Annotated in this window: 16 protein-coding genes; 1 reads left to right on the top strand and 15 read right to left on the bottom strand. The window is 50.0% G+C overall.

Going from position 1 to position 16481, the window contains the following annotated elements; genetic code table 11:
- Positions 1-12: 12 nt before the first annotated feature.
- The gene (locus DPO_RS05620) at positions 13-729 is read right to left on the bottom strand and encodes a class I SAM-dependent methyltransferase (protein ID WP_040011597.1); all 717 of its coding nucleotides are present in this window, start codon (positions 727-729) and stop codon (positions 13-15) included.
- A 91-nt stretch (positions 730-820) separates the two neighbouring features.
- On the opposite strand from DPO_RS05620, the gene DPO_RS05615 reads away from it, so the two are divergent.
- Positions 821-2017 (top strand): glycosyltransferase family 4 protein, encoded by a 1197-nt coding sequence (locus DPO_RS05615; RefSeq protein WP_006964785.1) that lies wholly within the window; start codon positions 821-823, stop codon positions 2015-2017.
- On the opposite strand, the gene DPO_RS05610 is transcribed toward DPO_RS05615, so the two are convergent.
- The 14 genes from DPO_RS05610 to DPO_RS05545 all read right to left on the bottom strand — a co-directional run bounded on the left by DPO_RS05610 (position 1938) and on the right by DPO_RS05545 (position 16479).
- Positions 1938-3242 (bottom strand): lipopolysaccharide biosynthesis protein, encoded by a 1305-nt coding sequence (locus DPO_RS05610; RefSeq protein WP_006964784.1) that lies wholly within the window; start codon positions 3240-3242, stop codon positions 1938-1940. The two genes, DPO_RS05615 and DPO_RS05610, sit on opposite strands and share 80 nt — an antisense overlap.
- An 18-nt stretch (positions 3243-3260) precedes the next feature.
- Positions 3261-4451, bottom strand: coding sequence for a DegT/DnrJ/EryC1/StrS family aminotransferase (locus DPO_RS05605; RefSeq protein ID WP_006964783.1), 1191 nt, complete (start codon positions 4449-4451; stop codon positions 3261-3263).
- 1 nt (position 4452) lies between these two features.
- Positions 4453-4854, bottom strand: a complete 402-nt coding sequence (locus DPO_RS05600; RefSeq protein WP_006964782.1) for an acyltransferase — start codon at positions 4852-4854, stop codon at positions 4453-4455.
- Entirely contained in the window at positions 4851-5444 is a 594-nt protein-coding gene (locus DPO_RS05595) for a sugar transferase (protein ID WP_006964781.1), read from the bottom strand. The genes DPO_RS05600 and DPO_RS05595 overlap by 4 nt, the downstream gene beginning before the upstream one ends.
- Positions 5428-7320, bottom strand: a complete 1893-nt coding sequence (locus DPO_RS05590; protein ID WP_006964780.1) for a polysaccharide biosynthesis protein — start codon at positions 7318-7320, stop codon at positions 5428-5430. Before DPO_RS05590 ends, DPO_RS05595 begins: the two co-directional genes overlap by 17 nt.
- Positions 7310-8287, bottom strand: coding sequence for an MraY family glycosyltransferase (locus tag DPO_RS05585; RefSeq protein WP_006964779.1), 978 nt, complete (start codon positions 8285-8287; stop codon positions 7310-7312). Before DPO_RS05585 ends, DPO_RS05590 begins: the two co-directional genes overlap by 11 nt.
- Entirely contained in the window at positions 8284-9138 is an 855-nt protein-coding gene (locus tag DPO_RS05580; protein ID WP_006964778.1) for an NAD-dependent epimerase/dehydratase family protein, read from the bottom strand. The genes DPO_RS05585 and DPO_RS05580 overlap by 4 nt, the downstream gene beginning before the upstream one ends.
- Complete coding sequence (locus DPO_RS05575) at positions 9131-10039, bottom strand: glycosyltransferase family 2 protein (protein ID WP_006964777.1); 909 nt, start codon at positions 10037-10039, stop codon at positions 9131-9133. The genes DPO_RS05580 and DPO_RS05575 overlap by 8 nt, the downstream gene beginning before the upstream one ends.
- A gap of 28 nt (positions 10040-10067) precedes the next feature.
- On the bottom strand, positions 10068-11588 hold the full coding sequence (gene iscB, locus DPO_RS05570) for an RNA-guided endonuclease IscB (protein ID WP_083911998.1): 1521 nt from the start codon (positions 11586-11588) through the stop codon (positions 10068-10070).
- 149 nt (positions 11589-11737) lie between these two features.
- On the bottom strand, positions 11738-12610 hold the full coding sequence (gene rfbD / locus DPO_RS05565; RefSeq protein ID WP_006964775.1) for a dTDP-4-dehydrorhamnose reductase: 873 nt from the start codon (positions 12608-12610) through the stop codon (positions 11738-11740).
- Positions 12611-12636: 26 nt separating this feature from the next.
- Positions 12637-13713 (bottom strand): dTDP-glucose 4,6-dehydratase, encoded by a 1077-nt coding sequence (gene rfbB, locus DPO_RS05560; protein ID WP_006964774.1) that lies wholly within the window; start codon positions 13711-13713, stop codon positions 12637-12639.
- The gene (gene rfbC / locus DPO_RS05555) at positions 13710-14258 is read right to left on the bottom strand and encodes a dTDP-4-dehydrorhamnose 3,5-epimerase (protein WP_006964772.1); all 549 of its coding nucleotides are present in this window, start codon (positions 14256-14258) and stop codon (positions 13710-13712) included. Before rfbC ends, rfbB begins: the two co-directional genes overlap by 4 nt.
- Before the next feature lie 15 nt (positions 14259-14273).
- Positions 14274-15164 (bottom strand): glucose-1-phosphate thymidylyltransferase RfbA, encoded by an 891-nt coding sequence (gene rfbA, locus DPO_RS05550; protein ID WP_006964770.1) that lies wholly within the window; start codon positions 15162-15164, stop codon positions 14274-14276.
- Between the two features lie 19 nt (positions 15165-15183).
- Positions 15184-16479: a rhamnosyltransferase WsaF family glycosyltransferase gene (locus tag DPO_RS05545; protein ID WP_006964769.1), complete on the bottom strand. Its 1296-nt coding sequence runs from the start codon at positions 16477-16479 to the stop codon at positions 15184-15186.
- Positions 16480-16481 lie beyond the last annotated feature (2 nt).

Genomic DNA, 16481 nt, shown 5'->3' with positions numbered 1-16481 from the left:
AACAATCCTTGGTTATGATTTTTTTCTCACTAAAAAATATATCTCTTTTTTTCCATACAACGCCCTGGCAATTTTATGAAGCAGCAAATATCCTGCAAAAGTAAGCTTGAGTTTAACAGCGAGTTCAGCTGCAAAACGATCCAGCCCGGTAGGCAACACACCATATTCCAAAACAGAAAAATTTTGTGAATCCAGCAGGTTGCCCAGGGTTTGGACATTCCATGAAAACAGATGATGATCGTTGTCGGAAGCGGTAAATTTTCTGTATTTCCGGCCTTGTTCCAAGGGAACAAATATAAGGATAATGCCTGAATCATTTATGGTTTTCTTCATATCATTGAGCATTTTTACCGGATTTTCCGTATGTTCTATAACATGATGACAAATAATTTTGTCGAATTTCCCAAAAAAACCAATGATATCGTTAGAAAAATCAATGGATGTATCAAGGGTTTGCGGTTTAGGGCAGACATCATATCCGGATTTTTCCCGACACGCAAGATACTTCAGGTTCCAGCCGCTTCCCACCCCGAACTCTAAAACAGCATCATGGGCATCTATCCATTTTGCAAACTTGTTTGCCCGCATTTTTGCCACATATTCAAATGCTTTCGCAGAGATGGCATGCTTTGATTTCTGATATAGATTTCCCGCTTCTCCGCGATAACGGCCATCCGGTTTTTGATTTTCAGCCCTGCCTTTTTCCATGACAACCCTTTGTTTTTCCATAAACGCTGTTTAAAAATTTTCTTTAAATATCACAAAATGTATTATAGTGAGAGCCAGAAAACCTGTTTTTGTATTTCATAAGGAGAATTCCATGAAAATATTGTTTGTTACCACCATATCTGACACGGTTAACGCTTTTTTAATACCCCACATTCAAATGTTGATAAATAGCGGACATCAGGTGGATCTGGCCTTTGATATTCATTCAGAAGTTGATCCCCGGATATCGGACATGGGGTGTATAATCCACTCGATAAGCTTTAAAAGATCCATCAAAAATAAAAAAAATCTGACCGCGTTCAAAAACATACGGGCTTTAATCAAAAAAGAACGATATCATTTGATCCATACTCACACACCCATTGCATCTGTTTTAACCCGCCTGGCATATATCACTGTTCCCGGACTTGACACATCGATTGTCTACACGGCGCATGGATTTCATTTTTTCAATCAGGCCCCGCTTATCAACTGGTTGTTGTATTATCCGGTTGAAAAATTTTTATCCCGATATACCAGCGTCCTTGTTACAATGAATAACGAAGACTATCAGCGTGCCATCAGAAAATTCAGAGCCGACCACACCCGGCTTGTCAACGGTGTGGGCGTGAATCTGGATAAATTCAGCCCATGCAGTCAAAGAGATAAAATGCAATTAAGAAAAAAATATGGTTATAGTGAAGATGTGTTTATTTTATTTTATGCCGCGGAATTCAGCCAAAGAAAAAACCAAATGTTGTTAATTCATGCAATCAATAGACTTAAAAACAAAATCCCTGCTGTACGTCTGCTGCTTGCCGGTACCGGAGATCTGTTAGAGCCATGCAGGAACCTGATTGAACAACTTCACATCCGGGAACATGTCCAGTTGTTGGGATACCAAAAAAACATCCATGAACTGCTGACCATATCAGATGCTGCCGTGTCTTCTTCCAGGCAGGAAGGTCTGCCGGTAAATATCATGGAAGCAATGGCCACAGGACTACCTGTTATTGCAACCCGATGCAGGGGCAACCGGGACCTGGTTTCTCACGGGTATAACGGAATCCTCGTGGATATTGACAACATCGCGCAAATGGCAGAGGCGATTCAGGCTATTTTTGCCAATAAAACGCTGCAGGCTACCTATGGCAAAAACAGCCTGAAACGGATTGAAGCATACTCACTCTCCTGTGTCTTGGCGGAAATGAAAAAAATTTATAATCTTGTCATGCCGATGAATGATCACAAACAACAGAAGACTTTCTGTTCAAAAAAAACAACAAAAACAGAACCAGCAAAACGTTGACGGCAACGATTGCCGCCAATATACCTTTCAACTGCAAAAAAAAGCCCCCGATCACATATCCGGTCACAGCGGTGAACGCCACCACTCCCCACAGCAGTGCCAGCAGATCAGTGCGCATTTCATAACTTAACTTCAAAAGCAGCTGCTGGGCAGCGGCAAAACAGCCGCCTGCCAGCAGCAACCAGGGAAACAGCCAGGTATAGGCACGAAAATCAGCCCCTAACACATATCGGCCGACCAGTGAATGCCAGAAAAGAAAAATGATAAAAAGACAGACGGAAAAACACAAAATACCGATGGCGGCATATTGGTTAATCCGAAGCGCCCGATCCGATTGCGGGTCTTTTTTGTTTACCCGTGTCACCTGGTAAAGGATCGGCTCGAAAAACAAAACAAGAAAATTGCTGACAAAAAGCATGGGAACAAATGCCAGTTGATATACCGCCGCATAACCGCCCACATCTCCCGGACTGCTGTAGTACTGCAACACCCAACGTTCAGCCATCATCACCAGCCAGATACAAGCATTGCTCAGAATCAACGGCGCCTGAAAAGACCGCATGGCATTCACATTCATCACTGCGGCTATTTTTTTATCCCCCTGAGAAAAACCCGGGGCCAGGCTCCAATATAAATACACACCATGGGCAACAACGGCCAGAATTCCGGCCAGCACAAACCCGCTCAAAACCGTTTCTGCATCCGGTCGGGCTAAAATAAAAATGAGGCCCACGGCAAAACCGAACCGCAGTACCTCAAATCCCCCCTGGATCATTCCCCTGAACCGCCGCTTGCGGGCCGCGTCCTCCAGAGCCAGACCCACCCTGTTGAATACCAGGAGAATAGCGAAAATTCCGGTTATCATAATAAAATAACCGTCCGGGACGCGTTTGCTGTAAACACTTGCGGCCAGCCCGACCACACAGAGAAAAACGATATAGCCGGCAGACTTTGACAACGATTTTCCCAGATTTTTCACAAACCCGGCCGGTTTCCCAGCCTGACACCACTGGGAATAAAACCGAACCGCTGTTTTGCCGATGGGTTCCCCGAAAATTTGGAGCGCCAGTGTTGACAAGCTGACTGCCAGGGCCATCCGTCCATATTGTTCCGTGGAAAGCAGGTGAGTTAAAAACCGGGTACCGGCCAGCAAGGCTAAAACAGCGGCAATGATACCGAATCCAATCCAGAAAGCCTCGCTGACCCAGATCCGCATGTTGTTCATATCAAAATCTTTTCAAACTTATTTTGCCGCCTTTTTCATAACCTGTCTTACCTGGTCTATCACATACTCAATGGATTCAGATGTCAACGTAGGATGCACCAGGAAAACGATAGATGTTTTCCCCAACTGCCGTGCCACGGGCAAATACGTATTATTGTTATCTGTCACAGCCCCATGCAGCCGGAATGCACCTGTTTTAAACGCGTTTTCCCGATATATTTCAGGACAGCTTCCGGTATTGCACGGAACCCCTGCGCTGTTCAATGCAGCAAGCACAGTATCCCGGTTCCATGAATCCTTCAGGTCATCCGGTTTGATGAACACATAATACTTGTAATAGGAATGATAGATCTCCGGCCCGGGCACGGTGACCCGCAATCCGGGTATGTTTTCAAATCCCCGGGCCAGCCGGTCTGCATTTGACCGTCTTTTTTCCACCCATCCATCCAGTTTTTTAAGCATCACCCGGCCGATAGCCGCCTGCATTTCTGTCATCCGGCAGTTGGTGCCCAAGCTGTCCACCAGCCACCTGAATCCGGGTTCATGCTCCTGGCAGAACGCCTTGGAATAATCTTTACCATGATCCTTGAAGCTCCAGACCTTTTGCCAGAGATCCGTATTGTTTGTCACCAGCATACCGCCTTCTCCGCCGGTGGTCATGATTTTATCCTGGCAAAAGGAAAAAATGGCACAACCCCCGAAACTGCCGGCTTTTTTCCCTTTAAAAGCAGCTCCATGGGCCTGGGCACAGTCCTCGATCAAAAATAGATGATGCTTCTCACAAAAAGATTTGATGGATGCCAGATCACAGGGCCACCCGGCCAGATTCACCGCAATCACGGCCTTTGTTTTTGACGTCACTGCTTTTGAAATGGTTTCCAGGGTAATGTTCTGGCTGTCCTGATCCACATCCACAAACACGGGTACCGCCCCCTGCAATGCCACACAACCGGCGGAAGCGACAAAGGACCGGGGGGTGACGATCACCTCATCCCCTTTGCCGATGTCCAGACACGCCAGCGCAATATCAAGGGCCAGGCTTCCATTAGCCAGGGCAACCGCATGAGAAACGCCTACATATGCGGCGAATTCCTGTTCGAACAAATTGACTTCATCACCGGTCCACTGGTTTATTTTTCCGGATCTGAGAACATTGACAACCGCTTGAATTTCATCATCTGCAAAAAACGGCCATGGTGCAAACGCCATTTTATCTCTCCAGAGTTTTATGAATTTGAGCCGGACTGCCATAGGCCAGAACATTGGGGGGAATGTCTTTGTTCACAAAACTGTGAGCCCCCACGACGGCATTTTCACCGATGGTCACCCCCGGCATGATGGTGCTGTGAGTCCCGATGCGGCAGTTTTTCTTTAAGGTGACACACCCTTTTTTCCCATCAATGGTGGAGGATGAATACACCGAACAATGAGATCCCAGTTGAACAAAATCTTCGATCACCACCCCTTCACTGGCATTGATATAAGTAAAAGCCCCGATATCGGTTTTATATCCCAGGGAAAATCCGGCCACCCCCTGAACAATCCAGTGGTATTTTGTGGGCTGTCCGTCAATTACTTCCGGGTATTCCCAGTTTTTAAACCTGTCTGTCATTTTTTGTTCCCCAAAAATTCTCTGGCCGTCACATGGCCTGTCTCCTGGATCCCGTGCCGTTTAAACACCTGGACCAGGGTCAAAAACAAAATTTTTATGTCCAGCAAAAACGTATGATGATCCACATACCACACATCCAGTTTGAATTTTTCTTCCCAGGAGATGGCATTGCGCCCGTTCACCTGGGCCCATCCGGTGATGCCCGGCCGGACATCATGCCGCCGTGCCTGCTCACGGTCATACCGGTCCAGATACTGCATCAACAGGGGCCGGGGCCCCACCAGGCTCATGTCCCCTTTCAACACATTGATCAGTTCCGGCAGTTCATCCAGGCTCGAACTGCGAAGCAAAGCACTGAACCGGGTAAACCGTTCAGGGTCCGGCAAAAGCCGGCCGGTCGCATCCGTCTCATGGGTCAGGGACCGGAACTTGTATATTTCAAACGGTCGGCCGTTTAATCCCGGCCGAATCTGTTTAAATAAAACCGGGGTTCCCAGGTTCAACCTTACCAGCAACGCTGTAATCGCAAACACCGGCAGCAGGGCTGCCATCAGCACCAGGGAAACTGAAAAATCAAACAGTCGTTTCATGGTATTCCGGTACAATCTGGTGCAGCACTTTTCTGATCTGGTCCGGATCTCTGTTCTCAGCCGCTATCTTCAATTCCTGCAACCGGGAATTCAGAAGGCTGACATCACCGGTGTGGCTGTTTAAGACCCGGATTTTTTGATGATTTGTGGGAATCACTCCTTCCAAATCCGTCATCAGTTCTTCATATAATTTTTCCCCCGGCCGCAGCCCGGTGTAGACAATTTTGATATCCGCTTCCGGTTCAAATCCTGAAAACCGGATCAGGTCCCGGGCCATCTGATCGATCTTCACGGGCTCGCCCATTTCCAGAATAAAAATCTCTCCGCCTTTTCCCATGGCCCCGGCCTGGAGAATCAGCTGGCAGGCTTCAGGAATCAACATGAAATACCGGATCATGTCCGGATGGGTGACGGTCACGGGCCCGCCTTCCTGAATCTGTTTTTTAAACAGCGGAATCACACTGCCCACACTGCCGATCACGTTACCGAACCGCACTGTCATAAAACGGGTCCCGGCATCCGCCAGAACATTTTCCTTTTGAACCAGCAGTTCACAGATCCGTTTGCTGGTCCCCATGACATTGGTCGGGTTCACGGCCTTGTCCGTTGACACGAACACAAACCGCTTGCACCCGGAGTCCCGGGCCGCTGCCACCAGGTTCCGTGTGCCGAAAATATTGTTTTCCACGGCTTTCCAGGGGTGGTTTTCCAGCATGGGCACATGTTTGTACGCAGCCGCATGAAACACGATCTCCGGCTGAAACCGGGAGAAAATACCGGCCAGTTCCATTTTATCCTGAATATCCGCCAGCATCGGCACCACCTCGACCCGGGTAAAATTCTTTTTCAACTCCAGGTCGATTTCATACAGCGGGCTTTCCGCTCTTTCCAACAGGATGATCTTTTTGGGTGAGAACCGGCAGATCTGACGGCAAAGCCCGGTGCCGATGGAGCCCCCTGCCCCGGTCACCAGCACGGTTCGCTGATTCAGATATTTTCCGATCTTTTCCTTGTCCAGCTGCACGGGCTCCCGTCCTAAAAGGTCCCGGTACTCCACATTCCGGATGGCACTGATATCGATTCTGCCGTCGATCAATTCCCCCATGTCCGGAATGATCTTGAAATTCACATCCGCCTTTTTGCACAGATCCACAATCTGTCTCATGCGCCCGGAGCCAGCTGAAGGAATGGCGATGATCACATCCTCGATTCCCATTCCCGGAGCAATGGTTTCAATGTCATCAATGGTTCCTAAGACCGGCACCCCGTGTATTCGCCGGCCGGTCTTGGATTTGTCATCATCCAGAAATCCGGCCACATGGGACTGGACCGACGGGTTTTCCCGGAACTGGCGGCAGATTTTCTCCCCGCAGTCCCCGGCCCCGATGATCAGCATGGCCCGGCCTTTTTTATTTTTTTTCCCAAATATCGATGAAACGATTTGCCGCAAATCCGAAATCCGGAACTCCCGGGTGAAATTTTCAAAACACAACCGGATAAAGACCCTTACCCCGATGATCAACATGAGGGTCAGGCCCCAGTCAATGACAAAAACAGACCGGGACACCATGTCAAACCGTGTCTTGTAAAGCACAAACACGATCAGGCCTAAAGAGGCGACCGTGGCGGCCTTGATAACATTGATCAAATCGGCCATGCCGGTATACCGCCACATCCCTTTATACAGCCCCAGCCAATAAAAACAAACCAGCTTGAGAACCACCACCACAGGCAGAAACTGCCGAAAACGCATCATGGCCCAGTCCGGCGGATTAAAATCAAACCGGATCAAATGAGACAGATAAAACGATCCCAACAAAAGCAGGGCATCCAGGAGCAGGATTAAAAGCAGGTTTCTGGTCACTTTAGTTTTCATTGGCACAAAATTTCCTGCGGACAAAAAATGAAAATACCCCAAAAATCAATCCATAAAACAAATAGGTTCCTAAAAGAAAAACCACCCCTTTTGACTGAACTGATATGGCTGAAATCCCGATGGCCAGCTGCATCAGGCCATATCCCAGGGAGATTATAAAATGATTCATGCCCGCCTCATTGGCCAGTACCTGGTAGATATGCTTGCGATGGGGCGCTATCAAAGAATCTTTGTGCCGAATTCTCACCACCATGGTGAACAGCTCATCCATATAAAACGGAGCCAGAAATCCGGCCATGACCAGAAAATCCATGACATTTTCAGACCATACAATCACCAGGCAGGCAAACAAAAAGCCCAAAAGGATGCTGCCCACATCCCCTAAAAACACCCGGGCTTTGGGAAGATTAAAACACAAAAACCCCAGGCATGAAAAAGCCATCACCAGACTCAATGAGGCGTATGCCGGATCCAGGCCCGAAGTCCGGGCATAAAAAGCCATCAGAAAAAAAGCCAGAAACCCGGTAACACCTGCAATGCCGTCAATACCGTCCATGAAATTGAAAAAATTGGCCGTTCCCGCAATAAACACCACAGCCGGAAGCCAGATAACATAGGTGCCTATCCCCGCTTGTTTTGAAACCAGAAAAAAGGCCAAAAAAAACAAAGCGCACCCGAAATGTACCAAAAGCCTTATAGAAACCGGCAGAATATGTTTATCCGCTCCCCAGAAACTGACCAGAGATATCACTGCCGAAGGAAGCCACACAAACCAGGGAATCTTCAGTATCAGACTGGAAAGCAGCAGGGCCGCCAGGATACCGAATCCTGCCCCTTTGGGGATGGCTTGGGAATGTGAACTCCGGCCGGTGGGGATATCAACCACACCCAACTTTTCTCCATATTGCTTTATCAGCCAGGACCCGGCAGCGCCCAGTAAAAAACCCGACAATAGGATCACTATCATTTCCTGTATCTCTTGATTAGAAATTTTTCTCGGGGTGCATAACCAAAATCATGCACTGCTTCGGAAGAATCAAACACCAGATCCCGGTTCATTCGTTGAACCATGGCCATGGTCCAGTGGCGGTACCGTGGAATCACCCGCAATCCGCTCAATGCCAGCGCAAAAATCCATTCGGGAAAAGACGGCAGCATCGGCTTGCGGCCCAGGTTGTCAAACACCCGGACCACCATTTCCCGATAGGTCAGGGTTTCTCCCCCGGTCAGATTATAGGCCCGGTTCACCACATGCGTGGCATCCAGGGCGGCCGCACAGGCCGCAGCCACATCCTGGGCATGCACGGGCTGCCGCTTTCCCCGGGCTTTTCCCAGGAGCGGAAAAAATCCCAGCCGGTTCACGATGGCGGCAATTTCTGAAATGTTTTTATCATTGCCGTCGCCATAGATCAGCGTGGGCCGCAAAATGATCCAGTCCACGCCCCTGGCCGCTCCCCAGGTACGCAGAAACGACTCTCCATCCGCCAGTTTTCGAGCCACTTCACGTTCATAGGGGTCTTTGGAACGGTCTTTGACAAGGCAGCTGGTGGAAGAAAGTGCCACCAGCCGCTTTGCCCCACAGTCTGTCAGCCAGTCGCCGTATTCAGGCAGCACCCAGATGGGAAACAAGCTGATCCAGTGGGTGATGGTTTCCCTGGCAGGGGCAGACAGTGGTTGCCAGGAAATGAGATCGATATCCCAATGGATTCTCCGCCGGGAAAATACCGTGATCCTTTGGTCCGTCCCGGCCAGTAAAGGGATGAGAAACGATCCCACCAGGCCTGAGGCGCCTAGAACACCGATATGCGGCTTATGCATGGCGTGACCGTTCCTTTTTGCTGCCGACCCAATGATACAGTGCCAACAGGCCAAAGCGGGTCCAGACACTGCCCTGTACCAGCCACATTAACACCCCCGGATACTGGTGCCGGAAAAATTTTTTGTAAAACCGCAACATCCCTTTGTGCTTATAACGTTCCACGGCAATAGGCTGTGAAATGCTGCAATATCCCTGATGATGGATGGCTGAGGCATCCGGCACAAACAAAATCCGCCAGCCGTTCTGGCGGAACCGCATGCACCAGTCCAGATCTTCGCAATGCATGAAATACTGTTCATCCAGAAGACCGACATCCTGCAATGCCGCCTGAGTGACCAGCATAAAGGCCCCGGAAATGGCTTCCACTTCAACCGGATGGTCCGGCAGCGGGGTTGTATTGCAAGAAAGTCCCTGGAACCGGGAATGACCGGTAAACACCTGATTAAGATGCAGCACCTGCACCAGAGAGCGCCAGGGAGTCGGCACCTGCCGGCGGCAACCGGCCTGTTCACTGCCGTCCGGATTACAGATCAGGCAGCCGGCCATTCCCGCTTCAGGATTTTTCTCCAAAACATCCCACACCCGGGCAATGGTGTCTGGAGACAGCAGACAGTCCGGGTTCAACAGCAGCACGGTTTTACCCGAAGCGTGTGAAATCAGGCGGTTGACACCTGCAGCAAATCCGATGTTCTGCTGGCTCCTGAATAACGAAAACCGGGATTCTCCGGCAAAAATCTCTGCCAGAAGATCAGGGCTGCCATCCGACGACGCATTGTCCCACATCAGCACTTCAACCCGGGTCAAAGATGTCAAGGCCGCTTTAACACAGCCCACCACCATTTCCCCGCCGTTAAAGTTGACAATCAATACAGAACAGGATGCTGGATCGAGTTTATTCATCCAGTTCTCCAAGTGGAAACCCCGTCATTCATGTCGGGGAGGAAACTTGGCTTGCAAAATTATACCCGTTCTGACGGGATATGATTTTGCAATACTTCCAGGATATTCCCTGGACGGTTTCCGTATTAGTTTGAATATTAAAGCTGCCGGACTTCCGGACAGCCACTCTGCCAATATACGTTCCTTTCTTCTTACCAGTAGGAACGATTGCTTTAACCATATCCCCGGTGGCAAAACCCTTTACCGTCTTTTGGGCCATTAAGGTTCCCCGGGGGAAGCCGTATTTATCCACACGGGTTCTTTGATAACTGCCCCGGCCCATGGCCTTTATCAGGAACACGTTTTGTTTCCAGCCGGATACCGACTCCACATGGCCGGTGCAGGCAGCATCCAGGCAATGGGTTTTGGGTATGTCCAGCCGGGACCGGTTGTATTTTGTCCTGCCACCGGTTGAGCATTCCACCGGCAGGCCCAGGTCCCTGAGTTCAAAAAAGATAGCGTTCCTGGTGGCGTTTACCGCTGCGGTTGATGCAAGGGAGGGTCTTCTCCCTTCCAGGAACCTGGTGGCGTTTTTGACCCGGACCTGATCTATCTTTTTCCGTGACCTGGATAAAAGGCTGATCCAGTCTGCCGGCTGCAGGTTCTTTTTTGATTCCTGATTACAGGTTTTGCAGGCAATGGCCAGGTTACTGATCCGGTTTGATCCCTTATCCCCTTTTGAGGGATTGCGGGGGATGAAATGTTCAATCTCCAAAAACGGATCCTTGCTCAAGCCATTGCAGTAAGCACAAGTCCGTTTATATTTTTCAAGCAGGTATTCCTTTACCTCGTACCCGAACAATGTTCCTTGCTGATACTCGATCCCTGAAATGTCCGGATTCTGCAGTTTCTGAGTATCGAACCGGACCCGTTCAAGGACAATGCCTGTAAACGGGCAGAACCGTTGATACTTTTTCACCCAGGATAAAGTATTATCCACCCGTGATTTGAGACTTGGCGGAAGCCACCCTTTGGGCTGAGTTCTGTTATCGAATCTTTTCTTTCGATACCAGAGGTTTGCGGTTCTCCGTCTTCTCCGATAATTGGATCTTTGATCAAGTTTTTTCCGGATGGCAGCGCCCCGGTGGGTCAGTTCCGACAGGTGCAGGATCTGGATATGACCGCCATCCTGTCTCACCACGGCCATGCCGGTGGTTTTGGCGCCGGGATCAAGTTTCACATTAACCGGTTGCACATCACTGTCCTCCCGGATCCGGTCAACAAGTCTAATGGTAAATGGAAACATCTGGTGAACCCGCGCCCGGCCCTGTGCAAGAAACTTTCTTGCCCTGGCCGGATGACACGGCATTAAGGGTTTACCTTTCTTGTCGAGTACAAAAACACGGCTTACGCCGTTCACCGCAAAGGCGGGTGACGGTTCAACCCTGGCATCGGTTGAACTCTCCCCTCGGGATTGTTGCACAGCGGCTGTATGCCCGGACCCGTTTCGTCCACACCCCTGAAGGTTGTCTGCAACCCAGGCTTCAAGAGGGCGGGACTGAGGAAGCATCCCGCCGTTGGTCTTTAGCTCTCTATGCAACTTTTAATGTTCTCCTTTTTTGTATTTGCCATTAAACTTTGAACATTTCCCTGGTCAACCATGGAGCCTTTTACAAGCTCCGGCCTTCAGGCCGGGGTAGTTGACAATTTTGTATACAATTATTCCACGCGGTTTTTAAGTTGTCCGAGCATCCGGCGCAACCCGACCCGCCAATGCCGGGGCCAGACTCCCGTGGCCACGGCCAGGTCTGATTTATCCAGAACACTGAACGCCGGTCTGGCAGCCGGGGTCGGATACTGACGGGTGGGAACAGGGTGTATCGGGAGAATCCGGTCCAGCAGACCCGCATCTGTCGCCTCTTCCTGGATCGCTACGGCAAAATCATACCAGGATGCCACCCCGGCATCCGTCCAGTGGAATATACCGGTCAGCTGATTTTCCACGGCGGCCCACACCACCTTTGCCAGCCCCCCTGCCCAGCAGGGAGTCCCGATTTGATCATCGACCACCGTGAGCATCTCTTTTTCCCTCATAAGCCGGATCATGGTTTTCACAAAATTGTTGCCATGGGCAGCATACAGCCAGGCCGTGCGGATGATCAATGCCTCTTTTCCCAGGATGTCCTGTACCGCCTTTTCCCCGGCCAGTTTGGTTTTTCCGTATACAGAAACCGGTGCCGGGAGGTCATCAGAGCGATAGGGACGAAACTGATTCCCGCTGAACACGAAATCTGTCGAAATATGCACCAGCCGGGCCCCACGCTGCCGAGCGGACCGGGCCAGGTTGGCAGCACCGTCACAGTTGACTGCAAACGCCGCACCCGCATCTGATTCAGCCTTGTCCACCTGGGTGTAAGCAGCACAGTTGATCACCCAGTCCGGCTGAATTTCCGCCATCATCTGGCTCACCTGTTCTTCATCCGTGATATCCACCCCGGGCAAGTCCACCCCCACCACTGTCCAGCCATCAGGGAAAACCTGCATCAATTCTCCCCCCAGCTGCCCGTCAGCTCCGGTAATCAGCACTTTCATGAATTTTTCCCCTTGCCGAAAAAAGATTATTTTTCCAAGCGCTCTTGGCCGCGCCTGTAATGGGTTCTGATCCATTCCCGGTACGCCCCTGTCTGCACGGACTTCACCCATTCCATATTTTCAAGGTACCAATCAACAGTGACAGACAATGCCTGATCAAAAGAAAAACCTGCTTTGTAACCGATTTTTTCATACGATTTGTCTGGATTGATGGCATATCGAAGATCATGGCCGGGCCGGTCCTGGACAAATGTGATCAGGTTCCTGCTTGTGCCCGGTTGTTTCCCGGTCTTTTCATCCACGATGTCACACACCGTTTCCACCACTTCCAGATTGGTTTTTTCTTCTCCACCGCCGATGTTATAGGTTTCACCGGGGATCCCTCTCTCACATGCCCGGACCAGCGCATCACAATGATCGGTCACATACAGCCAGTCCCGGATATTCTTTCCGTTTCCATACACCGGCAGCGGCTGGTTGTCCAGACAGTTCAGTACCATCAAAGGTATCAGTTTTTCCGGAAACTGATAGGGTCCGTAGTTATTGGAGCAGTTGGTCACTATCACGGGCAGACCGAAAGTCCGGTACCAGGCTTTGACCAAATGGTCGGATGCGGCTTTGGAGGCGGAATAGGGGCTGGAGGGATCATAGGCTGTTGTCTCGGTAAATGCGGGCTCATCAATCCCCAGGCTGCCATATACCTCGTCCGTCGACACATGAACAAACCGGAATTTTTTGTCCTTGTGACGGCGGACATGCGCCAAAGCCGCATCAAGAAGGACAAAAGTGCCCGTGACATTGGTTTTCACAAATACATCAGGTCCGGCAATGGAGCGGTCCACATGAGATTCTGCCGCAAAATGAAACACCCCGTCAAACCGGTACTGATCAAACAAAGATGTCACCAGGTCTCCATCGCAGATATTGCCGTGGACAAAGGTATACCGGGGGTCTTTTTCCAGATTCCGGTGATTGCCGGGATTGCCGGCATAGGTCAGGGCATCCAGGTTGACAATATGCCAGTCCTGTCGGTTCCTGTGCACGTATCTGATAAAGTTGGTCCCGATAAACCCGGCACCACCCGTAACCAGGATCTGTTTCATTTAAACACCTCGGCTTTTCCAAACCGCTCTCCTGCCGCATCCTTGGATGACAGCAGGGGCTGGTTTTCGTCCAGCAGAGGCCAGTCAATGCCGATATCGGGATCATTCCAGAGGATGGTACGTTCATGCGCCGGTGCATAATAATCACTACATTTATACACCAGCTCCGCCTGCTTGCTCAACACGTAGAATCCATGGGCAAACCCGGGGGGCACCCAGAGCATTTTCTTGTTTTCTGCACTCAGCGTGACCCCTGCCCACCTGCCGAAATCCTTTGATTTCTCCCGGATATCCACTGCCACGTCAAACACCGTTCCCCGGATGATCCGCACCAGTTTCCCCTGGGGTTGGTGAATCTGGTAATGCAGCCCCCTGAGAACTCCCTGGCCGGACATGCTGTGGTTTTCCTGGACAAAAACGGTATCAGCGATCGTCTGCCTGAAAAGATCATCCCTGAAAGTTTCCATGAAAAACCCCCGGTGATCCCCAAATACCTGAGGTTGAATAATTTTTACATCCTGAATTTCGGTATGAAAAATTTGCATTTTAGTTCCTTGATTTCAAATATCAACGGGTTTGCAGATCTGGGCATCAAACAATCCCAGCAGATAAGTCCCATACTCGGTTTTGCTGTAATTTGCGGCCAGAGCCAGCACCTGGTCCTGATCAATAAATCCCATCCTGTAGGCGATCTCCTCCAGGCAGGCGACCTTGAGCCCCTGGCGCTTTTCCATGGTTTCAATAAACAAGGATGCTTCCAGCAAAGACGAATGGGTGCCCGTATCCAACCAGGCGGTCCCGCGCCCCATCTGTTCCACATGCAGCCGGCCTTTTTCAAGATAGGTCCGGTTCACGTCTGTAATTTCCAATTCGCCCCGGGGGGACAAAGAAAGGCCTTTGGCGATGTCAATCACCTCATTGTCGTAAAAATACAAGCCGGTAATGGCAAAACTGGATTTGGGACACGCCGGTTTTTCCTCAATATCAATGGCTTTGCCCGCGTCATCAAAGGTCACCACCCCATATCGTTCCGGATCTGTCACCTGATACCCGAATACCGTGGCACCTGTATTCCTTGCCGCTGCCAGCTGGAACCGCCGGGAAAGGCCATGGCCGTAGAACAGGTTGTCCCCCAGAATCAGACAGACATGGTCGGTCCCGATGAAATTTTCCCCCAGAATAAAGGCTTGTGCCAGCCCTTCAGGCTTTGGCTGCACCTGATAGGACAGCTGAATCCCCCACTGGGTGCCGTTTCCGAGCAGGTCTTGAAACCGGGGCAGGTCCTGGGGAGTGGAGATGATCAGAATATCCCGGATCCCGGCCAGCATGAGAACTGACAATGGATAAAAGATCATGGGTTTGTCATAGATGGGCAGCAGCTGTTTGCTGACCACCCGGGTGACCGGATAAAGTCTGGTGCCGGAACCGCCGGCAAGAATGATACCTTTCATTGAAATTCTCTTTGCCAATTTACTCGCTGTTTTTCTTGTTAAAAAGTGAAATGACCAGATCTGTCATGAAGTGAAACTGATCATGTGTGTCCATATATTCTTTTTTGTGCAGTTTTTTATCCAGAAAAACGGCAGGGTCCCGGGAAAACCGGTCACAGATATCTGTCAATGCAGCCACCAGGGTGTCCACAGACAGATCAATGGAATGGATGTTTTCATGCCATTCAGACAGATCCTTACCGGCATGGATATTGGATATAACACCCATACCGAACATGGCCATTTCCATGGGCGGATAACTGGGGTGCGGTGAAATCATTAAAGAGATTCCCACGCCTGATTCCTTTAATATCTGTGTATACCCCTCCAGAGAAAGCTTGCCCACGGATGTCAGTGTCATTTGATTTCCCAGGTCAATATCCGGATGTTTCTCCCCGGCGGAAATCACAGTCCAGTCATGGATATCCTGCCGGGTCCAGACCCAGCTTTTCAAGGCCTCAATGATCAAAGAAAATGCATTACGCGCCACACTGGGCCGTCCATACACAAGAATCTGCTTTTTTTTGACCACAGGCCGATTTTGAGCCAGTCCCTTTTTCAAATTCTGGTTCAGCACCGGTTCAAACACGAATTCATCATCAAAGACATATCCATTTTCCCTGAAAAAACGGTGGAGCAATGAAGAGTTGAACACAGCCGCCTGGGGATGGTCATTGCGATAGGTGCTTTCTGCCAGTGCAAACCGGCTGGACCATGGATAAAAACCAGGTTCAAAATCCTGGATAAAATAGATCATCTTTTGAATGGGCCTGGCGTATGTCTCATGCTGCCACTGCACTATTTTCCGTGCATTGAATGCCGTCCACCAGGCCGTGGCCATGAAACAGTCATTTTTCCTCACAGGAATGGTCTTTTCAGCTCTGTCCCCGAAACCGACAATCTGATTGGCATGGGAAGTGTCTGTTGAAGCAGACACAATCGCATAACCGGGAAAACGCTTTTCAGCATCCGGTTCAGGCATGGTATCCGTCGTGATAATCCGTTTCTGAACCCGGGCTTGACTGGCCAGCTGCTCAAAAAATGACAATGCCGTGGAAATACCGCCAAAGACATGGGCCTGATTGATGGAAGGAACCAGAATGTTGATTCTGGTTGCATCCGCATCCGAGTGTCTGACGTTGACGGGAGTGATTTCGGGAATCGATGTATTCATCATTGCTGTGACATGGGGCTGTACCATGGTTTTCAACTTGTCTCTGATAAATTCATTTTTTCTGGCATACGCTGCAATCGCACGGGTGAATCGGTTCAACATGA

Origin of the sequence: Desulfotignum phosphitoxidans DSM 13687 (genome assembly GCF_000350545.1) — a bacterium.
Lineage (GTDB): Bacteria > Desulfobacterota > Desulfobacteria > Desulfobacterales > Desulfobacteraceae > Desulfotignum > Desulfotignum phosphitoxidans.
Note: the sequence above shows the minus strand (reverse complement) of the source record. Positions and strands in the feature narration are given on the sequence as shown.

Excerpts from the sequence above, each read along its gene's own strand:
- DPO_RS05600 (WP_006964782.1), bottom strand. The coding sequence starts at position 4,854 with ATGACAGACAGGTTTAAAAACTGGGAATACCCGGAAGTAATTGACGGA.
- DPO_RS05575 (WP_006964777.1), bottom strand. The coding sequence starts at position 10,039 with ATGAATAAACTCGATCCAGCATCCTGTTCTGTATTGATTGTCAACTTT.
- rfbA (WP_006964770.1), bottom strand. The coding sequence starts at position 15,164 with ATGAAAGGTATCATTCTTGCCGGCGGTTCCGGCACCAGACTTTATCCG.
- DPO_RS05580 (WP_006964778.1), bottom strand. The coding sequence starts at position 9,138 with ATGCATAAGCCGCATATCGGTGTTCTAGGCGCCTCAGGCCTGGTGGGA.
- DPO_RS05585 (WP_006964779.1), bottom strand. The coding sequence starts at position 8,287 with ATGATAGTGATCCTATTGTCGGGTTTTTTACTGGGCGCTGCCGGGTCC.
- DPO_RS05620 (WP_040011597.1), bottom strand. The coding sequence starts at position 729 with ATGGAAAAACAAAGGGTTGTCATGGAAAAAGGCAGGGCTGAAAATCAA.
- DPO_RS05595 (WP_006964781.1), bottom strand. The coding sequence starts at position 5,444 with ATGAAACGACTGTTTGATTTTTCAGTTTCCCTGGTGCTGATGGCAGCC.
- rfbC (WP_006964772.1), bottom strand. The coding sequence starts at position 14,258 with ATGCAAATTTTTCATACCGAAATTCAGGATGTAAAAATTATTCAACCT.
- DPO_RS05610 (WP_006964784.1), bottom strand. The coding sequence starts at position 3,242 with ATGAACAACATGCGGATCTGGGTCAGCGAGGCTTTCTGGATTGGATTC.
- rfbD (WP_006964775.1), bottom strand. The coding sequence starts at position 12,610 with ATGAAAGTGCTGATTACCGGAGCTGACGGGCAGCTGGGGGGAGAATTG.
- rfbB (WP_006964774.1), bottom strand. The coding sequence starts at position 13,713 with ATGAAACAGATCCTGGTTACGGGTGGTGCCGGGTTTATCGGGACCAAC.
- iscB (WP_083911998.1), bottom strand. The coding sequence starts at position 11,588 with ATGCTTCCTCAGTCCCGCCCTCTTGAAGCCTGGGTTGCAGACAACCTT.
- DPO_RS05545 (WP_006964769.1), bottom strand. The coding sequence starts at position 16,479 with ATGTTGAACCGATTCACCCGTGCGATTGCAGCGTATGCCAGAAAAAAT.
- DPO_RS05590 (WP_006964780.1), bottom strand. The coding sequence starts at position 7,320 with ATGAAAACTAAAGTGACCAGAAACCTGCTTTTAATCCTGCTCCTGGAT.
- DPO_RS05605 (WP_006964783.1), bottom strand. The coding sequence starts at position 4,451 with ATGGCGTTTGCACCATGGCCGTTTTTTGCAGATGATGAAATTCAAGCG.
- DPO_RS05615 (WP_006964785.1), top strand. The coding sequence starts at position 821 with ATGAAAATATTGTTTGTTACCACCATATCTGACACGGTTAACGCTTTT.